18 protein-coding genes and 1 tRNA gene are annotated in these 22,490 nt (G+C 64.7%); 10 read left to right on the top strand and 9 right to left on the bottom strand.

Annotation, left to right across the window (positions count from 1 at the left end; all coding sequences use genetic code 11):
• Nucleotides 1-227 precede the first annotated feature (227 nt).
• Together ettA and HGR_RS11805 are read left to right on the top strand one after the other, a co-directional pair.
• Nucleotides 228-1,889, top strand: coding sequence for an energy-dependent translational throttle protein EttA (gene ettA / locus HGR_RS11810; protein ID WP_006298484.1), 1,662 nt, complete (start codon nt 228-230; stop codon nt 1,887-1,889).
• Nucleotides 1,890-1,937: 48 nt separating this feature from the next.
• On the top strand, nt 1,938-3,239 hold the full coding sequence (locus HGR_RS11805; protein WP_006298483.1) for a PA0069 family radical SAM protein: 1,302 nt from the start codon (nt 1,938-1,940) through the stop codon (nt 3,237-3,239).
• 10 nt (nt 3,240-3,249) lie between these two features.
• On the opposite strand, the gene HGR_RS11800 is transcribed toward HGR_RS11805, so the two are convergent.
• The gene (locus HGR_RS11800; protein WP_006298482.1) at nt 3,250-3,690 is read right to left on the bottom strand and encodes a universal stress protein; all 441 of its coding nucleotides are present in this window, start codon (nt 3,688-3,690) and stop codon (nt 3,250-3,252) included.
• Between the two features lie 161 nt (nt 3,691-3,851).
• Here HGR_RS11800 and HGR_RS11795 point away from each other — a divergent pair, with 161 nt between their 5' ends.
• Both HGR_RS11795 and HGR_RS16865 read left to right on the top strand, forming a co-directional pair.
• A complete protein-coding gene (locus HGR_RS11795) occupies nt 3,852-4,430 on the top strand; it encodes a (2Fe-2S)-binding protein (protein WP_006298481.1) in 579 nt (192 codons plus the stop codon).
• 26 nt (nt 4,431-4,456) lie between these two features.
• Nucleotides 4,457-7,099, top strand: coding sequence for a xanthine dehydrogenase family protein molybdopterin-binding subunit (locus tag HGR_RS16865; protein ID WP_169312698.1), 2,643 nt, complete (start codon nt 4,457-4,459; stop codon nt 7,097-7,099).
• Nucleotides 7,100-7,181: 82 nt separating this feature from the next.
• On the opposite strand, the gene HGR_RS11785 is transcribed toward HGR_RS16865, so the two are convergent.
• The 6 genes from HGR_RS11785 to HGR_RS11760 all read right to left on the bottom strand — a co-directional run bounded on the left by HGR_RS11785 (nt 7,182) and on the right by HGR_RS11760 (nt 13,685).
• Complete coding sequence (locus HGR_RS11785) at nt 7,182-7,634, bottom strand: PAS domain-containing protein (protein ID WP_006298479.1); 453 nt, start codon at nt 7,632-7,634, stop codon at nt 7,182-7,184.
• A gap of 74 nt (nt 7,635-7,708) precedes the next feature.
• A complete protein-coding gene (locus HGR_RS18045) occupies nt 7,709-9,196 on the bottom strand; it encodes a methyl-accepting chemotaxis protein (protein ID WP_006298478.1) in 1,488 nt (495 codons plus the stop codon).
• A gap of 119 nt (nt 9,197-9,315) precedes the next feature.
• The gene (locus HGR_RS11775) at nt 9,316-10,125 is read right to left on the bottom strand and encodes an SDR family NAD(P)-dependent oxidoreductase (protein ID WP_006298477.1); all 810 of its coding nucleotides are present in this window, start codon (nt 10,123-10,125) and stop codon (nt 9,316-9,318) included.
• Between the two features lie 121 nt (nt 10,126-10,246).
• Nucleotides 10,247-10,936 (bottom strand): RluA family pseudouridine synthase, encoded by a 690-nt coding sequence (locus HGR_RS11770; RefSeq protein WP_006298476.1) that lies wholly within the window; start codon nt 10,934-10,936, stop codon nt 10,247-10,249.
• Nucleotides 10,920-13,025, bottom strand: coding sequence for a PAS domain-containing hybrid sensor histidine kinase/response regulator (locus HGR_RS11765; protein WP_006298475.1), 2,106 nt, complete (start codon nt 13,023-13,025; stop codon nt 10,920-10,922). Before HGR_RS11765 ends, HGR_RS11770 begins: the two co-directional genes overlap by 17 nt.
• 81 nt (nt 13,026-13,106) lie before the next feature.
• On the bottom strand, nt 13,107-13,685 hold the full coding sequence (locus tag HGR_RS11760) for a 3'-5' exonuclease (RefSeq protein WP_237701409.1): 579 nt from the start codon (nt 13,683-13,685) through the stop codon (nt 13,107-13,109).
• A 155-nt stretch (nt 13,686-13,840) separates the two neighbouring features.
• Here HGR_RS11760 and gshA point away from each other — a divergent pair, with 155 nt between their 5' ends.
• Nucleotides 13,841-15,469, top strand: coding sequence for a glutamate--cysteine ligase (gene gshA / locus HGR_RS11755; RefSeq protein ID WP_006298473.1), 1,629 nt, complete (start codon nt 13,841-13,843; stop codon nt 15,467-15,469).
• Between the two features lie 80 nt (nt 15,470-15,549).
• Here the strand turns inward: gshA and HGR_RS11750 are convergent, their stop codons facing one another.
• Both HGR_RS11750 and uraH read right to left on the bottom strand, forming a co-directional pair.
• Entirely contained in the window at nt 15,550-16,782 is a 1,233-nt protein-coding gene (locus HGR_RS11750; protein ID WP_006298472.1) for a urate hydroxylase PuuD, read from the bottom strand.
• 65 nt (nt 16,783-16,847) lie between these two features.
• Nucleotides 16,848-17,216 (bottom strand): hydroxyisourate hydrolase, encoded by a 369-nt coding sequence (gene uraH / locus HGR_RS11745; protein ID WP_006298471.1) that lies wholly within the window; start codon nt 17,214-17,216, stop codon nt 16,848-16,850.
• 110 nt (nt 17,217-17,326) lie between these two features.
• On the opposite strand from uraH, the gene HGR_RS11740 reads away from it, so the two are divergent.
• From HGR_RS11740 to HGR_RS11720, 5 genes are all read left to right on the top strand, one after another.
• Nucleotides 17,327-17,995, top strand: a complete 669-nt coding sequence (locus tag HGR_RS11740) for a GntR family transcriptional regulator (RefSeq protein WP_006298470.1) — start codon at nt 17,327-17,329, stop codon at nt 17,993-17,995.
• 40 nt (nt 17,996-18,035) lie between these two features.
• Nucleotides 18,036-19,007 (top strand): allantoinase PuuE, encoded by a 972-nt coding sequence (puuE, locus tag HGR_RS11735; RefSeq protein ID WP_006298468.1) that lies wholly within the window; start codon nt 18,036-18,038, stop codon nt 19,005-19,007.
• Nucleotides 19,008-19,031: 24 nt separating this feature from the next.
• A complete protein-coding gene (gene uraD, locus HGR_RS11730) occupies nt 19,032-20,855 on the top strand; it encodes a 2-oxo-4-hydroxy-4-carboxy-5-ureidoimidazoline decarboxylase (protein ID WP_006298467.1) in 1,824 nt (607 codons plus the stop codon).
• A 59-nt stretch (nt 20,856-20,914) separates the two neighbouring features.
• Complete coding sequence (locus HGR_RS11725; protein WP_006298466.1) at nt 20,915-22,162, top strand: M20/M25/M40 family metallo-hydrolase; 1,248 nt, start codon at nt 20,915-20,917, stop codon at nt 22,160-22,162.
• Nucleotides 22,163-22,275: 113 nt separating this feature from the next.
• Nucleotides 22,276-22,351, top strand: a tRNA-Ala gene (locus HGR_RS11720).
• The last annotated feature ends 139 nt before the right edge of the window (nt 22,352-22,490 follow it).

Genomic DNA, 22,490 nt, shown 5'->3' with positions numbered 1-22,490 from the left:
CCTTCCCGAAGAAGACCGCCGTCAGCAGCGAAGACCGCAACTATAGCATCAAATTTCCGTCCCAATCAAGCCCGCCGTCAGAAATTCTTCTTGATAGCTTCACCAGCATGTCATGCCAGCCATAGAGTCGACCATCTCCGCACTCTGGTCGTGCGTGTCATGAAGAAGCATCACCAGCGGCTCCCCTGATAATGCGGTTTTGCTCTTTCTCTCGTTAGAACAACACCATGGCCCAATACGTTTTCTCCATGAACCGCCTCGGCAAAATCGTGCCGCCGAAGCGTCAGATCCTCAAGGACATTTCCCTGTCCTTTTTTCCTGGGGCCAAGATTGGCGTGCTCGGCTTGAATGGCTCGGGCAAGTCAACGCTGCTCAAGATCATGGCGGGCGTGGATAAGGAGTTCGAGGGCGAAGCCATACCCATGGCTGGCTTGAAGATCGGTTACCTGCCGCAGGAGCCCCAACTGAATCCGGAAGAGACGGTCCGTCAGGCGGTTGAAAGTGGCATGGGGGAGACGAAGGCTGCCCAGGCTCGCCTCGAGGAAGTCTATGCCGCCTACGCTGATGAGAACGCCGACTTCGATGCTCTCGCAGCCGAGCAGGCCAAACTGGAAGCCATCATCGCAACCGCCGGCGACGCGGGCGATCACCAGCTCGAAATCGCTGCCGACGCCTTGCGCCTGCCCCCCTGGGATGCCGTGATCGGCAAACTCTCTGGCGGCGAAAAGCGCCGCGTGGCCTTGTGCCGCCTGCTGCTGTCCAAGCCAGACATGCTGCTGCTGGACGAGCCGACCAACCACTTGGACGCCGAGTCGGTGGACTGGCTGGAGCAATTCCTCTCGCGCTTCTCTGGCACCGTGGTGGCCATCACCCACGACCGCTACTTCCTGGATAACGCCGCGGAGTGGATTCTTGAACTGGACCGCGGCCGCGGCATTCCCTACAAGGGCAACTACAGCACGTGGCTGGAGCAGAAGGAAGCGCGTCTGGAACAGGAACAGCGCACCGAGGACGCTCGCACCAAGGCCATGAAGAAGGAATTGGAATGGGCGCGTCAGAACCCAAAGGGGCGCCAGGCCAAGAGCAAGGCTCGCCTTGCGCGTTTCGAGGAGCTGAGCGACCACGAATACCAACAACGCAACGAAACACAGGAAATCTTCATTCCCGTGGCCGAGCGCCTGGGCACCGAGGTCATTGAGTTCGAAGGTGTCTCCAAGTCCTTCGGTGATCGCCTGCTGATCGACAACCTGAGCTTCAAGATCCCGGCGGGAGCCATCGTGGGCATCATCGGCCCCAACGGCGCCGGCAAATCGACGTTGTTCAAGATGATCGCGGGACGCGAACAACCCGACAACGGCTCCGTCAAGATCGGCAAGACCGTCAAACTGTCTTTCGTGGACCAGAACCGCGATGACTTGGCGAACGAAAAGACGGTCTGGGAGGATATTTCTGGCGGTCTGGACATCATCACCGTGGGCAAGTTCCAAATGCCCAGCCGAGCTTATTGCGGCCGCTTCAACTTCAACGGCGGTGACCAGCAGAAGCGGGTTGGCACCCTGTCGGGCGGTGAGCGCGGCCGACTGCACCTGGCCAAGACCCTCATGCAAGGCGCCAACGTGCTGCTGCTGGACGAGCCGTCGAACGACCTCGACGTGGAAACCCTGCGCGCGCTGGAAGACGCCTTGCTGGAGTTCGCCGGCTCCGTCATGGTCATCAGCCACGACCGCTGGTTCCTCGACCGCATCTGCACCCACATCCTGGCAGCCGAAGGTGACAGCCAATGGGTCTTCTTCGATGGCAACTACCAGGAATACGAAGCCGACAAGAAGAAACGTCTGGGCGAGGAAGGCGCGGCGCCAAAACGCGTGCGATTCAAGGCGCTGAAGTAAGTCTTCGGACCGCTTGCACTCCACCCATAACTGTATAAAAATACAGTTATGGATGAGTTTCAAATTCCTCTTCGCTCCATCAAAGGCCGGGGCGTCGCGAACCGCAACGCCCATCGCTTCGAGAAGGTGTCGCGCACGGCGTTTGACGATGGCTGGTCCAGCGCACCCGACGAGAGCCCCCAAAGCCCCAATCGGAGAGCCGCTTCTCCCGAGTTGCTGACTGCCGAAGCATCCCCCGGAGCGCCAGAGCCCGTGGCACCCCCAACCGAAATCCGCTGGGAAGATGCCCGTAGCGCCCTAGCACGCAACGACTCCCCCGACCTACCTTTTGCGCAGTCGATCAACCCATATCGAGGGTGTGAACATGGCTGCAGCTACTGCTACGCGCGCCCCACGCACAGCTATCTGAACCTTTCCCCCGGACTGGATTTCGAGCGCATCATCATCGCCAAGCGCGGCTTGGCGGAGCGTCTGCGCGAGGAAATCTCCTCGCCCTCCTACAAACCCAGCCTGATCGTCATCGGCTCGGCGACCGATTGCTATCAGCCGGTCGAGCGCGAACTCAGACTCACCCGCGCGCTCATTGAAGTGTTGGGGGAGGCACGACACCCTTTCGCGCTGATCACCAAATCCAGCAACGTTGAGCGCGACCTCGATCTGCTGGCACCGCTGGCGCAGGCTGGTTTGGCGGCCGTGCACATCACCATCACCACGCTGGATGCGGCGCTGACCCGCAAGCTGGAACCGCGCGCCGCCAGCCCCCAGAGACGCCTGCGAACCATCCGCACGCTGGCGGCTGCGGGCGTGCCGGTGGGCGTCAGTGTGGCGCCGCAAATACCCTTCATCAACGAAGACATGGAGCACGTGCTCGAGGCCGCAGCCCAGGCCGGTGCTCGCAGCGCCTTCTACAGCGTGCTGCGTCTGCCTTGGGAGTTGAACGATATCTTTCAACAATGGCTGCAAACGCATTACCCAGAACGCGCCGAGCGCGTCATGGGCAGGTTGAGCGAGATGCGTGGCGGCCGACATTACGACGCCCACTTTGGCACGCGCATGACCGGCAGTGGTACCTGGGCTGAGCTGATCGCCCAGCGCTTTCAAAAGGCCTGCGCGCGTCATGGCTTGATCGCAGGTTCACGGTCTGTGCGCGCAGCACGCTCGTCGAACCCCTCCTCCAAACCGAGCCCATCTGAGGTGCAAATCCCTCAGGAAGCCCCCTTGTTTCTGGCGCCAACGGTGTGCGAGGCGATTCCGACGGCCGATTCACACCGGCCCCCATCTCCGAGGTATGCCCCAGACTTCAGCCAGTTCCGTCCAGGTCTGGCGGCTGGGCAGGCCAGCCTTTTCTGAACGCCGCGGGTCAATCGCGCACGATCAGCACGGGCAAGGGGGAATGGGTCAGCACGCGCTGGGCCACACTGCCCAGCATCAGCTTTTCCAAGCCGCGTCGCCCATGCGAGCCCATGACGATCAAATCTGCCCCCTGAGCCTGGGCCACCTCGATGATGCCCCTCCAGATGGCGTGGGAGCGCGCTACCTGGGTCTGCACACCCTGGACACCCGCCGCATCCAGCACCACCTGGGCAGCGGCGATCGCCTCCTTGGCCTCCGCTTCCGCGGCGCTCAGGTACTCGGCCTGACCGTAGGCAAAATCGCTGCCCAGTCCCGTGAAGGGGTAAGGGTCAATCACGTAGACCACCGAGGCCCGGCTCCCGAAAGTCTGGGCCAAGCCCGCCGCTTTTTCCACGGCTTTCTGCGCGGTGGGGGAACCATCGACCGGAATCAGAATGTGCTTGAACATGAAAAACTCCTGGCAGACGACAAGATGGCGAAAATGAAGGGATCGCACAGACATTGTGCCTACCTTGCATGCGTCGCCCATGAGCGCTTTTGCTCAAGCTTGAGCCACGTCAAAAAATCCGGCGATCCAATCCCTGAACGATTGCCTCTACACTTCGAACGATGAGTACCACGGACAACGTCAACCGACCCGCTGACGCTTCTGCTGAAGAACAGGCCCCCAAATTCAAGCTCTTCCTCAACGGCAAGGAGGAAGTGTTCGAACCCGAAAACACCCCCGAGCCCGACACCCCGCTGTTGTGGGTGCTGCGCGAGCAGCTCGGACTCACGGGTACGAAGTACGGTTGCGGCATTGCCCAGTGCGGCGCATGCACTGTGCACGTCGACGATGCACCGGTGCGCAGTTGCGTCATTCCGATTGCCTCCATCGCGCCGGAACAGAAAATCACCACCATTGAAGGCTTGTCCCGCAACGGCACCCACCATGTCCAACGCGCCTGGCAGATGCTGGACGTCCCCCAATGCGGCTTCTGCCAAAGCGGCATGATCATGGCCGCCGCCGCACTGCTGCGGCGCAATCCCAATCCGAGCGACGCCGACATCGACGCGGCCATCACCAACATCTGCCGTTGCGGTAGCTACAACCGCGTGCGCTTGGCCATTCGAGTCGCCTCTCAGGTGCGCACCCGCCGTGCGCCGCTGCCCCAGGACAACGCAGCGTCGAAAGGAACCGCCCAATGAGCCGGGAGTCCAGCAAAGACCTCGCCATGACAGACACAGGTTTGTCCCGCCGCGATTTCATGATCGGCGTGGGAACGGCCGGCGGAGGTCTCGCGATCAGCGTCACGGTCGGCACGGGCTTGGGCCTCCACGCCAACGACGCTCAAGCAGTCACGGAGCAGGGAGAAATCAGTGCCTGGGTCTACATCCGCCCCGATGACACGGTGCTGATCCGCATCGTGCGCGCAGAGTCTGGACAGGGCACGCTCACCGGCCTTGCCCAACTGGTGGCCGAAGAGCTCGAGTGCGACTGGGTCCGGGTCAACGTCGAATACCCCACGCCCAGCGAAAGCCTGGCGCGCAACCGTCCCTGGGGGAGCTTCACCACGGTGGGCAGCCGCAGCATTCGGGACTCGCAGGACTACCTGCGCCGTGGCGGCGCCGTGGCACGCGCGTTGCTCGTGCAGGCAGCGGCCCGGGCCTGGGGGGTGCCGATCGAGGAATGCGCGGTGCACCGTGGCGTCATCACCCACACGCCCAGCAACCGCAAGACCGTGTTTGGCCGCGTGGCTTATGCGGCCAGCCTGCTGCCCGCGCCCAAGCCAGAAAGCATTCAACTCAAGGATCCCAAGAACTGGAAACTCCTGGGCCAACGCATGTTGCGCCTGGACACCTTCCTCAAAACGAACGGTGGGCAGGACTACGCCACCGACCTCAACTTCAAGGACATCTACCACGCCGCGATCAAGGTCTGCCCCGTCGCAGGTGGCCGCGTGAAGCGCCTCGAGCCCAAAGAGGCGCAGGAGCGCCCCGGCGTGCAACGCGTGCTGCGCATTGGCAACAACGCCGTGGCGGTTGTCGCCAACAGCTGGTGGCGCGCACAAAGTGCCCTGGACCAGATGTCCATCGAGTGGGACTATGGCCCCAATGCGAATGTCCAGCAAAGCGATATCGAGGCTCGACTGCGCGCGGCACTGTCGGACACGCCGACGAGCACGGGTCATCATCATGGTGGTGCTCCGGCGTCGGTGGTCAAAGACATTCACGACTCTGACCGCCGAGTGGACGCTGTCTACAGCTACCCGGCCCAGCACCACGCCACGATGGAGCCCATGAGCGCGACCGCACGCTGGACCCGCACGGGCTGCATCGTCTGGGCCCCAACCCAGGACGCGGAAGCCGCGCTGGCCGCCGTGGCCGCCGTGGCTGAGTTGCCCATCGACAAATGCGAATTTCACCGACTGGTGCCGGGCGGCAGTTTTGGACGCCGGGCTTACCACGACGTGATCGTCCAAGCCGTCCAAATCGCCCGCAACCTGCCGGGCTCCGTCATCAAGCTGGCGTGGTCGCGCGAGGAAGACATGTTGCACGGCCCGATCCATCCGCCCAGCATGGCGCGGCTCAGCGCGAGTCTCTCGCGCAAGGGAGCGCCGCGCGGACTGCATCTGCGGATCGCAGGGTCGCCCATCACGCTGCCGCGCAACCCCTACGACCCACCGAACGCTTACGCCCAGCCGCGCGCGTTCTACATGGGTCTGCTGCCCGAGACGACCGCCCTGCCGGACCCGACCGTCTTCGATCTGAAAGACGGCGCAAAAGACAGCAAGCCACCGGCAGTCCCCGAGGCCGCCACCGTGGCGCCAGCGGCAAGCACAACGCCGAGTGCTGTTGCGCCCACGCCCGCCGCGGCGCCGACGCCGGAACCGCCGGCCGAGCCGCCGAAGCGAGGCGGCTTCTTCAGCTTCCTGTTTGGCGGTAAGAAGGACAGCAAAACAGAAACGCCGGCCCCCGATCAGGCGCCAGTGAGCGCTGCGACGGACAAGCCGGAAACAGCGGTGGCACCCGCTGCTGCTCCGGCGCCGGTTTCGGCCACGCCAGCGCCGTCCTCCAGCGCCGACACGACCCAGAGCACCACCCCGCTGCCACGCACGACTGGGCCGGTGACTTCTGCCCAAGCCAGCGCTTTGCTGACGCGCAATGACAGTGCGTGCGGCTACCGCTTTGACCAGTTGCTGATCGACCATGTGCAACGCGATCTGCACGTCCCGACCGGCTGGTGGCGTGGCGCGCACCTCAATCCCAACACCTTCTACCTCGAAAGCTTCATCGACGAGATGGCGGTCGCAAGCACGCAAGACCCCTTGAGCCTGCGCCGCGCGCTCCTGGCAGGCAATACACGCCGCCTGGCCGTGCTGGACGCCGTGGCAAGACAGGTGGGCTGGGGCAAGCCCGCACCAGCCGGCGTGCACCGTGGATTGGCGCAAGTCATGGGCATGGGCAGTTATCTGGCAGCCTGCGCGGAAGTGTCCGTGAGCCAGGACGCCAGCACCAAGGGCCGTCTGAAGATCCACCGCTTCGTGGTCGCCATCGACTGCGGCCATGCCGTGAACCCACAGCAGATCGAAGCGCAAGTGGAAAGCTCGCTGGCCTTCGGTCTGTCGGCCGCCTTGTACGGCAAGATCAGCTTCCAGAACGGCGCCGTGCAACAGCAGAACCTGGACCGCTACCACGTGCTGCGCCTGGCAGACATGCCGCCAGTGCAGACCATTGTGATGCCCTCCGGCGGCTTCTGGGGTGGCGTCAGCGAGCCCGCCACGGCCCTGGCCGCGCCGGCCCTGTGCAACGCGATCTTCGCGGCCACGGGCAAGCGGATTCGCGAACTGCCACTGAACAATCAGTTGAGCAGCTGAGCAAGCCGCGCCCCGGCCAGCGCGCACGCGCAGGTCGGGGCGCCCACTTTGAATGCGCGTTGCGGGGCCCAGCCCTGGAAAACTACTTCTGCGCAGTGAGTTCAGCCAGCTGCTTGCGCAAGGCCTTTTCTTCGGTGAAGCGGACCGTGGCCTCGCGCGCCACGGCCAGCGAGCCGATCATGGCGCCAGCTGCATCGCTCACCATGGAGAAGCTCATCTCCACGTAGATGGATTCCTTGGTCTTGTGCAGGGAGCGCGTCATCATGGCCGCACGGCCTGGCTTGACGCCACCCCGTGCAATCGCTTGGTCAAAACCGTCCCAGTGCGCCTTGCGCATGCGCTCGGGGATGATGAGGTCCAAGCTCTGGCCCACGGCCTCCTGCGCGCTCCATCCAAACACCTGCTCGGCACCCGCGTTCCAAACGCGTATGGTGCCCGCCAGATCGCAGAACACGAGGGCCTCTGGAATGCCGCGCAACAAGGAGGGCGCCAGCGCGTCCAAGCTCCAGTTGGTCGGAATGTTGTGTGTTGTCATATCGAGTCTCCTTCTGATCGCGGGTCATCATGCGCTGCGCAAATGGTGACCGCCACCACAAGGGTAGCGCAAACTCAGACTGGGGCCTGACCATCGGACGACAGCGACCGTGCCACGGCCTGAACCTGGGTGGCCATGTCCTGCATTGCGCGCGCAGCTTCCTCCACAAGGCGATGGCCCTGCTGCACCTGCCCCGCCGACGCCGCGATCAACTGCTTGATCTCCTTGGCTGCCACGGCGCTGCGCCCGGCGAGCGAGCGCACCTCCGCGGCGACCACGGCAAAGCCGCGCCCCTGCTCACCCGCCCGCGCGGCCTCGACGGCGGCGTTGAGGGCAAGGATGTTGGTCTGGAAGGCGATGCTGTCGATCACATTCACGATATCGCCAATCTGCCGACTGCCGTCGTTGATGCCATGCATCGCGCTCACCACCTGCGTGAAGATGGCGTTGCTGCGAGAGGCGGCGTCCTGCATGCGATCGGCGAGAGCCTTGGCTTGGTTCACGGCTTCAGCCGACCGATGCGTCGACCCGTTCGATGACGCCAAGGTCGGGGGACGCCTTGCGTCATCCAGCGCGAACCGCGTCTTGACCTCGTGCTCGACCTCGCGGCGCAGTTCCAGCCTCAGCGCCTGCCGCAGCTGCTGTTCATGCTCCACGTCCGCAGGGGTCGGGGTCGCCCAACCAGAGGACCCCGGTGCATGCGCAGAGCCCCGGGACGCGGACACACCAGACACACCGACCACATCAGTCAGAGTCGTCGCAGGCATGTCTTGTCTCACTTGTCTGACCTCTCGCTCCCGATCTCGGTCGTCAAACTCAGCGCGATGCGGGCCGCTGCCGGCTGCCTGACGCAAGCGCCAGAACAGAACACCGCTCCAAAGCAACGTGAATACGCCGAGAGCCAGTCCCAGGTAAAAAAGACGACTGCCAATCGCGTCGGCGCCCTCGCGTTCGACGTTGCGACGCTGCTGCGCCCCGAGGTCTTGGATGGACGACTGCAGCACCTTGAGCGCAGGCAAGGTCTCTCCGATGAAGAGCAAGGCGGCTTCTGGATGCAAGCGTTCTTGCACCAAACGCTCAACCTGAGCGACCGACAGGGCGTGCGCCGCGCGCTGAGCCTGTAGCGCAGACAGCAGCGTGTTCTCAGCCTCCAGCCCCGCCAGCTGTCGCGCGCTGCCCATGCCACCGCTCTGCATGAGGGCACGCAGGGCGTCGTCGATGCGGCGATTGGCTTGCACCTGCCGATCGTCCGGCTGGATCGGGGCAGATGCGCTGGAGGATGTCAGGGGGTCGGTGGGCTGATCGGGCGTGCCCGCAACCACGGGGATGGGCGCGGTGATGCGCTCCATGGTGAGCTTTGCCAGAGTCTCGATGCCAGCGTCAATCTGCCGGGTGGCGTCCGCTCGCGTGCGCGCCTGGCCCGACATCCTGGCCTCGGTCTCGGCCAACTGCTGAACCTGCGTCGTCACCAGCCAAACATAAGCCAGCCACAGCAAAACCGGCAGGCCGAGGGCCAGCCCCAGGCGCATGGCATGAAAACTGGTGGACCGTTGGGGTGACATGGCGCGGCTTCTTCCTGCGTTGGGACGCAAGCGTCATCTCGGCCCATTCTGTCAGCAAAGCAAGCGCAGATTGCAACTTTTTGTCACGCACGCCGACGGTGCCGAACTAGAGACTATCCCTAATCATCACGCACATCGGCCACCACATCCTGACCGAAGTCTGGTCGATCGAGCCAGGCGAGCACCTTGCGCGCCGCGACGGCTGGGCTGTCGAGCAAGCCCGTGCTCTGCAGCAGATTGAAGCGTTCACGGTCGGGAAATGCGCCTGCATCGGCACCACGCATCTGCGCCTGCATGTCGGTGTCGACGACGCCGGGGGCCAGCGCGCAGACCTTGGCCCCATGCGGCTTGCGGGCTTCCTCTAGAGCCAGGCAACGGGTGTAGTGATCCATCCCGGCCTTGGCCGCGCAGTAGACCGCTTGAGAGGCCATGGGCCTGCGCCCCAAGCCCGAGGAGATGTTGAGAATCTTGCGTCGAGTGCCGTGCTCCTCGGCCCAGCGCTCGGTGGCGCCGAGAAAGGCCGCGCTGAGCGCCATCGGCGCTTCCAGGTTCACACGCAAGGCCTGCGAGATTTCCTCGGGTGTCAGCGTTGCCAGGGGGGCAATGCCCGGAATCACGCCAGCGTTGTTGATCAAGGTGGCGCTGACGTAGTTTTCGCCATCTTGCTCGCGCAGCCAACGCCCCAGTGCATTGCCAGCCTCCGCACTGCGACTCAAGTCCAGCGGCCATTGCATGAGGGTAAAACCCGTTTTGCGCACCTGCTGGGCTTGGTCGGCCAGGCTGTCATTGACACCACGGGAAATGCACAGCAAATGCAGGTGCCGCTGACCGGGATGACCCGGGTCGTATTGCGAGATGAGTTGCCCAGCCATGGCGAGGCCCAAGCCACGCGTGGCACCAGTCAAGACGATCAAATCCATTGTGTGCATGGCAGACTCCCGACGAAGATTCCTTCCAGATTGAACCAAGCATACCGGCCGGATTAAACCGGAGCATGCGCCCACATGGCATGCAAATGCGGAATGTTCAAATGTTCCCCCATCGCATGCCTCAGAACGGCACGCGACTGCGCCAGATGGTAAGCGCACCCGTGCGCGGATGCGGCAGGGACAGTTCGCACGCATGCAGCAAAAGCCGTGGGCTGCGCGCCAGGGTGGCCGGGTCGGCGTACAAGGCGTCGCCCAGGATGGGATGCCCAATCGCCTGCAGGTGCACACGCAACTGATGGGAGCGCCCGGTGACAGGGAACAGCGCAAGCCGCGTCGTTTGGCTCGCATTGCTGGCGCTCTGGTGGCCAACGCTGTCGCGGGCCAACACTTTCCAACGCGTGAGGCTGGGCTTGCCTTGTGCATCCACCTTCTGCCGCGGGCGACGCGGCCAGTCAGCCATCAGCGGCAAAGCGATCTCACCTTCATCCTCGTGTTCCGCAGAGCCACGCACACACCCATCGACCACGGCCTCGTAGCGCTTGTGCACGTCGCGCGCGGCGAAGCAGATGCTGAGCGCGCGTTGCATTTCCGGACCTCGTGCCAGCAGCATCAGGCCCGATGTGGCTTGATCCAGGCGGTGCACGATGAGCGCCTCCGGCCAGCGGGCCAGCGCGCGCGCGACCAGACAGTCTTGTTTTTCCGCGCCGCGGCCGGGTGCCGACAGCAGGCCCGCCGGTTTGTCCAGCACGACCAAGGCCTCGTCTTCGTGCACGACATTCAGGCCCTCGGGAACCTCAGTGCCGCTGTCCACCGGAAGCAGCCCCTTGACCTTGCACGCCTTGAATGAGCCGCTGCACGGTATCGCAGAGCTCGGACACGTCATTGGGCTTGAGGATCAAGGCCCGAGCGCCGGCGGCCATGGCCTGCACCTCGATCTCGGGCGTCACGTAGCCGGACGTCAGCGCCATGGGCAGCTTGGGCCGGATGCGACGCGCCTCCTGCAACAGGCTCACGCCGCTGTAGCCCGGCATGTTGTAGTCGGTGATCAGCAAGTCGTAGGCCTGCGGCTGCTCCCGCAGGGCGGCCAAGGCGGTGAGCGGGTCCGTGAACACACTGATCTTGAAACCACGCCGGCTGAGCACCCGATCGACCAGGAAGGCCAGCGCCTGGTCATCGTCCACGTACATCACATGCTGGCCGAAACCCATCACGGTCTGCAGGCGGGCGGGCTCGGCGGCCGTGACCGTCGCCTGGCTGCTGGCCGCTGGGAAGTACAGGGTGAATTCACTGCCTTCGCCCAGGCGGCTCTTCACGTCCACCGCCCCCAAGTGGGAGCGCATCACGCCGTGCACCACAGCCAAACCCAAGCCCGTGCCCTGTCCCACTGGCTTGGTGGTGAAGAAGGGTTCGAAGATGCGTTGCACCGTTTCCGCGTCCATGCCGCTGCCGGTGTCGCGCACGGCCAGGATCACATAACGCCCCGCCGACAAGCCCAGGCGCTGGCACTCGCGTTTGTCGGGGGTTACCGAGGTGAGCGTGATGTTGACCACGCCCGGAGCCCCGCCCAGGGCGTGGACGGCGTTGGTGCAGAGGTTGATCAGCGCCTGCTCGACCTGGGTCGCGTCGGCGAGCACGGGGGGCGTCTCCAGCAAGTTGAGCTGCAAATCCACGGCGGGCGGCAAGGTGACCTTCATCAGCCGCATGGATTCCTGCACCACCTCGGCCAAATGCAGGGGACGCCTGCGGGGCGGTTCGTTGCGGCTGAAGGTCAAGATCTGCCGCACCAGGTCGCGCCCACGGCGGCCCGCTTTTTCGATCTCGGCGAGGCTGACCTGCGCCGACGCGTCGGGCGGCAGATCTTGACGCGCCAGCATCACGTTGCCCAGGATGGCGGACAAGATGTTGTTGAAGTCGTGCGCGATGCCACCGGCCATCGTGCCGATGGCCTGCATCTTGTGAGCCTCGCGCAGTTGCACTTCCAGCACGTTGCGCTGCGCCTCCACCTGGCGACGCGCGGTGAGATCGCGCGCGAAGATGGTCGTGATGTCGCCCTGGCCATCCGACTGACGCTCGCGCGAGACACTGACTTCCAACGTCAACGGCAGCCCTGCCGCGGTGCGGCCGTTGACCTCGCCCAGAATGGCCTGGGTGGACACCAAGGTGGACGCGATGGCCTCGATCGCATCCGGCAAGAAATGGGCGAGCGACGCACCCAAGGCTTGCTCGGGCGGGCATTGGAACAGCGCGGAGGCGGCGGGATTGAAGACGGTGATGCACTGCGCGTCATCCACGCAGACGATGGCGTCCAGCGAGGAATTGATCACGGCCGCCAGGCGATTTTCCGAAAGCAACAACTCTTCATTGCGCTTGCGCAGGGCTTGCGCGCTCTCCTGCAGCGCACGGCGGCCTTCCAGCAGCGCCCGGCGCTCGTTCAACAAAGGCCCCTGATCAATGACGGCGCAAACGAAGTGCGACATGTCGGTGTCGCTGCTGTAACGGATGCGCGCGATGTGCAAGTCACCCGTGAATCGGGACTGCAGGCCGCTGAGAAAGACCACCTCGGTCGCACCGCTCTGACCGTGCAAGCGCGCGGCGTCCAGGGCCTGCTGCACCCGCTTGACGTGATTGGAGGTCACCAGGGGCTGCAAGTAGGTCAACGGCGGATCGGCCTCCAAGGGGCGAAAGAGCTTGAGCGCCATGGTGTTGCTCTGCTCGATCATGCCGTCCTCGTCGACCACCATGAGCGCCAGTGGCACATTGGAAAAGAGCGACTCGAAACGCTCGGACGCCCCCTCGGCAGCGAGGCGGCTGTACTCCAGCGCGGTGTTGCGTGCCTCCAGATCAGCCTGGTAGGCGCGCAGATCTTCGATGAGTTTGGGCAGGGTCCGCCTTGACGACATAAACAGGCAATCGCATAGGGGTGCGTGGTCCGGGAATTATCGCCGCGGAACAGGTCGTCCCCGCGAGGCGAAGGCCTAGGGTCAACGCCTCCCCTCACGCACCCGGGCCAGGCTGAGTTGCAACAGACGCGCATCCGCGCTGGCACGATGCCGCTGCCCACCCCGCTCGCGCGCCACCTGCTGTTTGACGTCATGCCAGCGATCGGCCTCGTCCTCGCGCAGCAGGGCGCGCAAGTTGTCCAGCTTGAAATGCGGCCGCAGGCCCGCCACGTCGAAGAGCAGGGCAAGCCAGGGATAGTCATGCGCCCAACCATCCGAATACACCGTGCGCCCCTGCAAGGCGCTGTTGAGCAGCCGCCCCACTTCCCATGGACTGCGTCCGTGTTGCATCAGCAAGCGGCGTGGAATGCGGTGCAGGCGTTCGGCCATCGGGTCCCAGTGGGTCCAATCCGGCTCAGGGCGGATGAGGGAACAGAACAGACGCCCGTCTCCCATGGCAAACCCCACCTCGATGGGATACCCATGGCGGCCAAACCCCGAGGCTTCCAGATCCAGCACCACGGGCAGCGCCATCGCCACGGGCGGTGCGTCTCCTGGATTACCCCTCATGCCTTGTGGCGCCATGGCCTGTTCACTCCCGATGTACGGCGCGCCTTGCATGCATAAGCCATGCCTGAAATGCAAGGGGGCATGGAGGGCCACGATGGATCGGCCCGGCGCCAGCAAGGTGTATGTCCTCTGTGTTAACTTGCGCCCTCACGCACGATGCATGCCCCCAATAAGAACCAACAACACAACCCCCGCAGTCGTTCCTCGTGTCCTCCACCACCATTTCCCCTGACTCGCATGCCGGGCGCCTCCTGGGTCTGAGCCCTGAACGCCTGCGCGGCATGCGCCGTGGCATTGAAAAAGAGAGCCTGCGCGCCCTGCCCGGTGGCTCGCTCGCGCTCACGCCGCATCCCGCGATGCTGGGCTCGGCGCTCACGCACCCTCGCATCACCACCGACTACTCAGAGTCGCAAGTGGAACTCATTACCGGCGTGCACGCGGACGTGGACGCCTGCTTGGCGGAACTGTCGGAAATCCATCAGTACACCTACCGCACCCTGCGCTCGGCCTGCGGCGACGAGATGCTGTGGGTCAGCAGCATGCCTTGCGTCCTGCCCACCGACGAGACCATTCCGCTGGGTCGTTATGGCTCGTCCAACATTGGCCGCGCCAAGAGCGTCTACCGCATGGGATTGGGCCACCGTTATGGCCGACGCATGCAGACCATCAGCGGCATCCACTACAACTGGTCCCTGCCCGGTGCCGGCAACGAAGACTATTTCGGACTGATCCGCAACTTCCGCCGCCACGCCTTCCTGCTGCTTTACCTCTTCGGCGCCTCGCCCGCCTTGCACAGCAACTTCGTTCAAGGCCGATCGCACGAGCTGCAGCCCCTGCGCAAGGACTCCCCAGCGCATGCCGGTGACGGCACCCCGCGGCCGCACGGCGAGGGCACGCTGCACATGCCCCATGGCACTTCCTTGCGCATGGGCAAACTGGGTTACCAGAGCGAGGCCCAGGCCTCACTGGCCGTCAGCTACAACAGCCTGGAAAGCTATGCCGCGTCGCTGCACGACGCATTGACCCGGCCTTGGCCAGCCTACGAGGCCCTGGGCGTGCTCAACCCCGGTGGCGACTACATCCAGCTGGCCACCAGCCTGCTTCAGATCGAGAACGAGTTCTACGGCACCATTCGTCCCAAACGCACCATCTTCCAGGGTGAACGCCCCTTGCACGCGCTGCGCGAGCGCGGCGTGGAGTATGTCGAGGTGCGCCTCCTCGACCTCGATCCCTTCGAGCCGATCGGCATCAACGCGAACACGTTGCGCTTCCTGGATGTGTTCTTGCTGCACTGCCTGAGCAGCGCGAGCCCGCCCGACACGCCCCAGGAAATCGCCGAAATCGGCCGCAATCAACATCTGACGGCGGCACGCGGCCGTGAGCCAGGCCTGCAACTTTGGCGCAACGGTCGACAAGCCACGTCCTTGCACGATTGGGCGGTGGAACTGCTCGACGCCTGTGCGCCCCTGGCCGCACAGCTCGATGCCGCTCACAGCTGCACGGAGTACAGCGCCGCGCTCCAGGCGGCCCGTCGCGCGGTGCACGATCCGGCCTTGCTGCCCTCGGCCCGTGTGCTGCGCGCCATCCAAGAGGAACACGACGGCTCCTTTCTTGACTTCGTGCGCACCCGCTCGCATGCCACCCGCGCCGATCTGCTGGCGCGTCCCTGGGATGCGGCGCAGCAAACCCGCTACGAGGCCATGACCCAGGCTTCCATGAGCGAGCAGGCTTCCATCGAAGCCGCCGACACCCTGCCTTTCGAAGAATTTCGCAAGCTGTACGTCTCGGCGTCACGACTGGGGCAGCCCGCGCCCGCCAGCCCGGTCGCGGTCTGAGCCAGGCTTGATCCGTCCCGGAGCGCTGCTACGGTCGTCCCCGCCGCCCGGGTGGCGCAAACCGCATCCGGATCGACAACTCAGCGGGCCTGCGCCCCGGCCTGGAACCAGCGCGCCAGCAAGGCCCGCTCCTCATCGGTCATGCCGGTCGCGTTGTTCAGCGGCATCTGCCGCGTCACCACGGCTTGCTGGTGAATCAGGGCCGCGTGCTGGCGCACGTCCTCCATGCGGTCGAAACGCAGGCCTTTGGACTGCAAAGCTTCACCATGGCACATCACACAGCGCTGGGCCAGCACCGTCTGAACCTCCGCCAGCGTGGGCACGGCTGCGGTCACCGCCGACGTGGAGGACGAAGCCGCGGGGGCGGGGCGTAGCCAAACGATGAGCGCCAGCAACACCAACACGCCCGCCAGCGCATAGGGCCAGGGATGGGGGTTGCGGCCCAGCTTGTAGCCATGGCGCAGCACGAAGAACTGACGGATGGCCGCGCCCGCCGCCATGATGGCGATCAGGAACAGCCAGTTCCATCCGTGCGTGTAGGTGAAGCTGTAATGGTTGCTGAGCATTGCGAACAGCACCGGCAGCGTGAAATAGGTGTTGTGCACGCTGCGCTGCTTGCCGCGCTGGCCGTGGATCGGATCGACCGGCAGACCGGCCTTCAGCGCGGCCACCACCTTGCGCTGGCCAGGAATGATCCAGTGCGCCACGTTGGCGCTCATGGTGGTCGCGATCATCGCGCCAATGAGCAGGAAGGCCGCGCGCCCCGCGAAAAGCTGGCAGGCCAGCCAGGCCGCACAGGCCACCAGCACCGCCACCAAGGCACCCACGATGGCATCGCCCTTGCCGCCGATGCCATGGAAACGCGCCACGACACGGCAAATCCCGTCGTAAAGCAGCCAGAACACCACCAGAAAGGACAGCGCCGCCGCGACGGCCACCCATTGGGAGGAGTGCCCCTGCCAATCGAACACCCGAGGATCAATCAAGTAAACACTGGGACTCCAAAGGTAGGACACCAGGAAGAGCGCGAAACCACTGAGCCAGGTGGCATAGCTCTCCCAATAGAACCAATGCAGGTGCGGCGGGAGGACTGGCGGAGACACCGCGTACTTGACCGGGTGGTAGAAGCCGCCGCCATGCACAGCCCACAGCTCGCCCGTCGCCCCCTCGCGGCGCAGCTTCTCATCGGCGGGCGGCGTGAGGCTGCTGTCCAGGAAGACGAAATAAAAAGAGGAACCGATCCAGGCGATGGCAACGATGACGTGCAGCCAGCGCAGCAGGAGGTTGGCCCAATCGAGCAGGTAAGCGTCCATGACGATCCGTTTTCTTATGCGTTTTTGCGCGTTTTATTATCCGTTTGCCCTTTGCGCTCCCCGGTTCAGCTGCCCCGGTAAGTCGAGTAGCTCCAGGGACTGACGAGCAAGGGCACGTGGTAATGCTGGCTGGGATCGGCCACGCCAAAATCAATGTGCACCACATCGAGGAAGGCAGGCTCTGGCAACGCAACACCTCGCGCCAAGAAATAGGCGCGAACATCGAAGCTCAAGCGATAACGCCCGGCACGCAATTCGTCGTGGCCGTAGAGCAGGCCGTCCGGATTGCGTCCATTGGCGTCCAGGGTGAATCGCTTGACGAGTTCAGCCTGCTCGCCCGCTCCCGAAGCCTGCTGGAAGCGAAAAAGTGCCACCGCCATGCCCCCCGCGGGGGTGCCGTGCATGGTGTCGAGCACATGGGTACTGAGGCCCATACCTGTCCTTTCCGTTTTTGCGCACAGTTCTTGCTCCATGAACCGCAGCAAGAACCGAGCCGGTTCATCAAAGTGTATACAATTTGCCTCGCTGTCTCGACCCTCGCGCCATGGAAACCTCCAGCAGCACCCATCACATCGTCGAATCGCTGACCCGCGCCATCGTCGAGCACCGCCTGCACCCGGGCGCCAAACTGGCCGAGCAGAAGCTGGCGGACCATTTCGGCGTCTCCCGCACCCTGATCCGCCAGGCCCTGTTCCAGCTGTCCCAGCACCGCCTGATCCGTCTGGAACCGGCACGGGGTGCCTTCGTCGCCAGCCCCTCGGTCGAAGAAGCCCAGCAGGTCTTCGCCGTGCGCCGCATGCTGGAACTCGAAATGGTGCGCACTCTGGTCCGTGACATCACCCCGGCGAAGCTCAAGGTGCTGCGCGCCCACGTGGCGGAAGAGAAAAAAGCCGTCTCCGCCAACGACGTGCCCAGCCGCAACGAACTGCTTGGCGACTTCCACGTGCGCATGGCCGAACTCACGGGCAACCAGGTGCTGGCCGACATGCTGGGTGAACTCATCTCGCGCTGCGCGCTCATCACCCTGGTCTACCAGACCCGCAGCGCGGCCGAACATTCGAACGACGAGCACCTGGAAATCGTCAAAGCCCTGGCCGCCAAGGACGAAGAACTCGCCGTTCAACTGATGGACGAGCACCTGAGCCACGTCATGGCCAACCTCACCTTCACCCGCCGCCCGCCCAGCCACGACATCGCCCAGGCCCTGGCTTGAAGCAAGGCATCACCGGCAACTCACACAACCACACCACCCCATGACCTACGACAGCACCGCCGCCTACCCCCGCGACCTCGCTGGCTACGGCCGCAACCCGCCGCACGCGCGTTGGCCCGGCGGAGCGCGCATCGCCGTGCAATTCGTGCTGAACTACGAAGAAGGCGGCGAGAACCATGTGCTGCATGGCGATCCGGCTTCCGAAACCTTTCTCTCCGAGATGTTCAACCCCGCGGCCTTCCCGGCGCGGCACATGAGCATGGACGGCATCTACGAGTACGGCTCGCGCCAGGGCGTGTGGCGCATCCTGCGCGAGTTTGAGCAGCGCCGACTGCCACTCACCGTCTTCGGCGTCGCGACGGCCCTGCAGCGCTCACCCGAGGTCTGCGCGGCCTTTGCCGAACTGGGCCATGAGATCGCCTGCCACGGCCTCAAGTGGATCCACTACCAAAACCTGGACGAAAGCATCGAACGCGCGCACATGATCGAGGCCATGGCCATCATGCGCCAGCTGCTCGGTACCCACCAACCGTCGAACGGGCCTCTCCATGCCCTGGGTTGGTACACCGGCCGCGACAGCCCCAATACGCACCGTCTCGTTGCGGACCATGGCGGCTTTGAATACGACAGCGATTACTACGGCGACGACCTGCCCTTCTGGATGAAGGTGCGCAAGACCGACGGCACGGACGCCCACCAGTTGATCGTGCCCTACACGCTGGACGTCAACGACATGCGCTTTTCCCTGCCCCAGGGCTATTCGCACGCCGACCCCTTTTTCCAGTACATGAAGGACAGCTTCGACGCGCTCTACGCCGAAGGCGATCCGCAAGGCCTGGACCGCCCCAAGATGATGAGCATCGGCATGCATTGCCGCCTGTTGGGCCGCCCGGGGCGCATCACGGCGCTGCAGCGCTTCCTCGACTACATCCAGGGCAAAGAGAAGGTGTGGATCACGCGACGCATCGACATTGCGCGACACTGGCGCCAGACTTACCCCTGCCCCACCTGAATCGGCTGCAACTCTAGGCTCGCCATGGCCCTGACCCTCGAACAACTCAACACACTGCCCCTGCCCCAGGCCTGCGCCCTGCTCGACGGCCTGTACGAACACACGCCCTGGATCGTCGAACGGGCGCTCGCCCAAAGACCGTTCGCCACGCTGGCAGCACTGCAGCAGGCCTGCATCCGCGTGCTCGAGGCCGAAGGCCAAGCCACGCAGGGTGCCGCCGAAGTGGCGCTGATCCGCGCCCACCCCGAGCTCGCCAGCAAAGCGGCCATCGCCCGCACACTGACCGCCGAGTCCAACCACGAGCAGAGCACCGCGGGCCTGACCCACTGCACGCCCGAGGAATTCGCCACGCTGCACAAGCTGAATGCCGACTACAAAGCCCGCTTTGGCTGGCCCTTCATCCTGGCCGTGCGCGGCCCGCGCGGCACGGGGCTGACGCGTCAGCAGATCATCGCCACCTTCGAACGGCGCCTGCACGGCCACCCCGACGCCGAGCGCGCCGAAAGCATCCGGCAGATCCACCGCATCGCCGAGCTGCGCCTGCAAGACAAATTCGGCACCTCGTCCCCCTTCCATCCGGCGCTCGGCCAGCGTGTCTGGGACTGGCAGGAAACCCTGGCCGTGCACAGCGAGCCCGACTACCTGGCGCGTGGCGAGCTGACCGTCACCTACCTCAGCGAGGCGCACCGCGCCTGCGCCGCGCAGATCGCCCAAACCATGCGCGAGGCCGGTTGCGACAGCGTGACCATCGACGCCGTGGGCAATGTGGTGGGGCGTTACGAAGGCGAAGGCTGGAAAGCCGGCAGTCCAGTTTCCGGGCCGGATGCCAAGACGCTGCTCACCGGCAGCCACTACGACACCGTGCACAACGGCGGCAAGTACGACGGGCGCCTGGGCATTCACGTGCCCCTGGCCTGCGTGCAACAACTGCATGCCCAGAAAAAGCGCCTGCCCCACGCCCTGGAAATCGTGGCCTTCGCCGAGGAAGAAGGCCAACGCTACAAGGCCACTTTCCTGGCGTCCAGCGCGCTCACCGGCAGCTTCGACCCTGCATGGCTGGACCAGCAAGACGCCGCGGGCATCACCATGCGAGCGGCCATGCAAGCCGCAGGACTGCCCGGAACCATGACGGCCATCAATGCCTTGCGGCGTGACCCGGCGCGGTATCTCGGCTTCGTGGAAGTGCACATCGAACAAGGGCCGGTGCTGAATCAGCAACAACGCCCCCTGGGCGTGGTCACCTCCATCAACGGCAGCGTGCGTCTGCTGGGCGAGGTCATCGGCCTGGCGAGCCATGCAGGCACCACGCCCATGCCCATGCGGGCTGACGCCGCCGCCGCCGTGGCCGAACTCATCCTGCACGTGGAGCAAGCCGCGGCGCAGCGCCACCCGGACACAGTGGGCACCGTGGGCAAGCTCGACGTGCCCGGCGGATCCATCAACGTCGTGCCCGGCCGTTGCCGCTTCAGCCTGGATCTGCGTGCGCCCACAAACGCGCAGCGCGACGCGCTGCTGGCCGATGTGCAAGAGGGCCTGCGGTCCATCTGCGAACGGCGCGGCCTGCGCTACACGCTGGAAGAAACCATGCGCGCCAGCGCCGCGCCCAGCAGCCCCGAATGGCAAGCGCGCTGGGAAGCCGCCGTGGCCGCGCAGGGCCTGCCGGTGCTGCGCCTGCCCAGCGGCGCGGGCCATGACGCGATGAAGCTGCACGACATCCTGCCTCAGGCCATGTTGTTCGTGCGCGGCGAAAACAATGGCATCAGCCACAACCCGCTGGAATCCAGCACCGCCGAGGACATGGACCTCGCGGTGCGCGCCTTCCAGCACCTCCTGACGCAGCTCGCATGAGTAACGCGTCGGGCCATACCCCGCAAGCGCGCCACGACGCGCAGCACCAAGGTCATTCCATGAACACCACCTACCAGGCCCTCGACCGCTGGGTCGAGCAGCATTTCGACGAAGAAACCGCCTTTCTGCAACAACTGGTGCGCGTGCCCACGGACACACCGCCTGGCAACAACGCCCCGCACGCCGAACGCACGGCCGAACTGCTGCGTGCCTGGGGCTGGGAGGTGGAGGCCTTTCCTGTGCCGCAGGCCGAGGTGCATGCCGCAGGTTTGCAATCCATCACCAACCTCATCGTGCGGCGGCGCTATGGCAGCGGCGGCACCACCATCGCGTTGAACGCCCACGGCGATGTGGTGCCTCCCGGCGAGGGCTGGACGCATGACCCGTATGGTGGAGAGGTCGCCGATGGCAAGCTCTACGGCCGCGCCGCCGCCGTGAGCAAGAGCGACTTCGCCAGCTTCACGCACGCGGTGCGCGCGCTCGAAGCCGTGGCCAAGCCGACACGCGGCACGGTGGAACTGCACTTCACCTACGACGAGGAATTCGGCGGCGAACTCGGCCCCGGCTGGCTGCTGGCCCACGGCCACACGAAACCCGACCTGATGATGGCCGCGGGCTTCAGCTACCAGGTCGTCACCGCGCACAACGGCTGCCTGCAACTGGAAGTGACGGTGCAGGGCGAAATGTCGCACGCGGCCATCCCCGACAGCGGCGTCGACGCGCTCCAAGGCGCCACGCACATCCTGGGTGCGCTCTACCAACTCAACGCCGACTACCTCCAAGTCAAGTCCAAGGTTGAAGGCATCAGCCATCCTTACCTGAACATCGGTCTGATCGAAGGCGGCACCAACACCAACGTCGTGCCCGGCAAGGTCGTCTTCAAGCTCGACCGCCGCATGATCCCCGAGGAAGACCCGGCGCAGGTGGAAGCCGATCTGCGCGCCACCATCGCCCGGGCCGCGCAAAGCTATGCCCCACCGCGCGGCGGCAAGAGCATCCTCGTGGACGTCAAGCGCATGCTGCTGGCCCGCGCCATGCAACCCCTGCCTGGCAACCAGCCCCTGGTCGCAGCCCTGCAGAAGCATGGCGAGGAAATTTTTGGTGAACCCATCCCGGCCCTGGGCACCCCGCTCTACACCGATGTGCGCCTGTACGTCGAACGTGGCATCCCCGGCGTGATCTACGGCGCCGGCCCCCGCACGGTGCGCGAGAGCAACGCCAAGCGCGCCGACGAACACATCGTGCTCGCCGACTTGAAACGCGCCACCCAGGTCATCGCCCGCACCTTGCATGACCTGCTGAGCTGAAGAGGTGAGAAGACACCGAGTCGAAGTCAGTGAAAGAAAGTGAATTGAGTGGCGAGGGCGCGGCACCGCCGCGCTGAAGGCCGCTGGGTTTTGCTAGAATTCGCTCCGCTCGTGGGGGGGTAGCTCAGCTGGGAGAGCGCCGCGTTCGCAATGCGGAGGTCGTGAGTTCGATCCTCATCCTCTCCACCAACGAATATAGGGCCTGCTGCATAAGTGTCTGTCGCTGGAACCATAACTGTTCCGCTTCGGAACGCTTATGCTTCTTTTCAGGCCGGAACGGTTTTGCTTCCGGCGATTTTGGCCCCGCGCCAGAATCCGCTGACCGGCA

Origin of the sequence: Hylemonella gracilis ATCC 19624 (genome assembly GCF_000211835.1) — a bacterium.
Lineage (GTDB): Bacteria > Pseudomonadota > Gammaproteobacteria > Burkholderiales > Burkholderiaceae_C > Hylemonella > Hylemonella gracilis.
The sequence above is the reverse complement of the archived record's forward strand: the minus strand, read 5'-3'. Positions and strand labels throughout refer to the sequence as shown.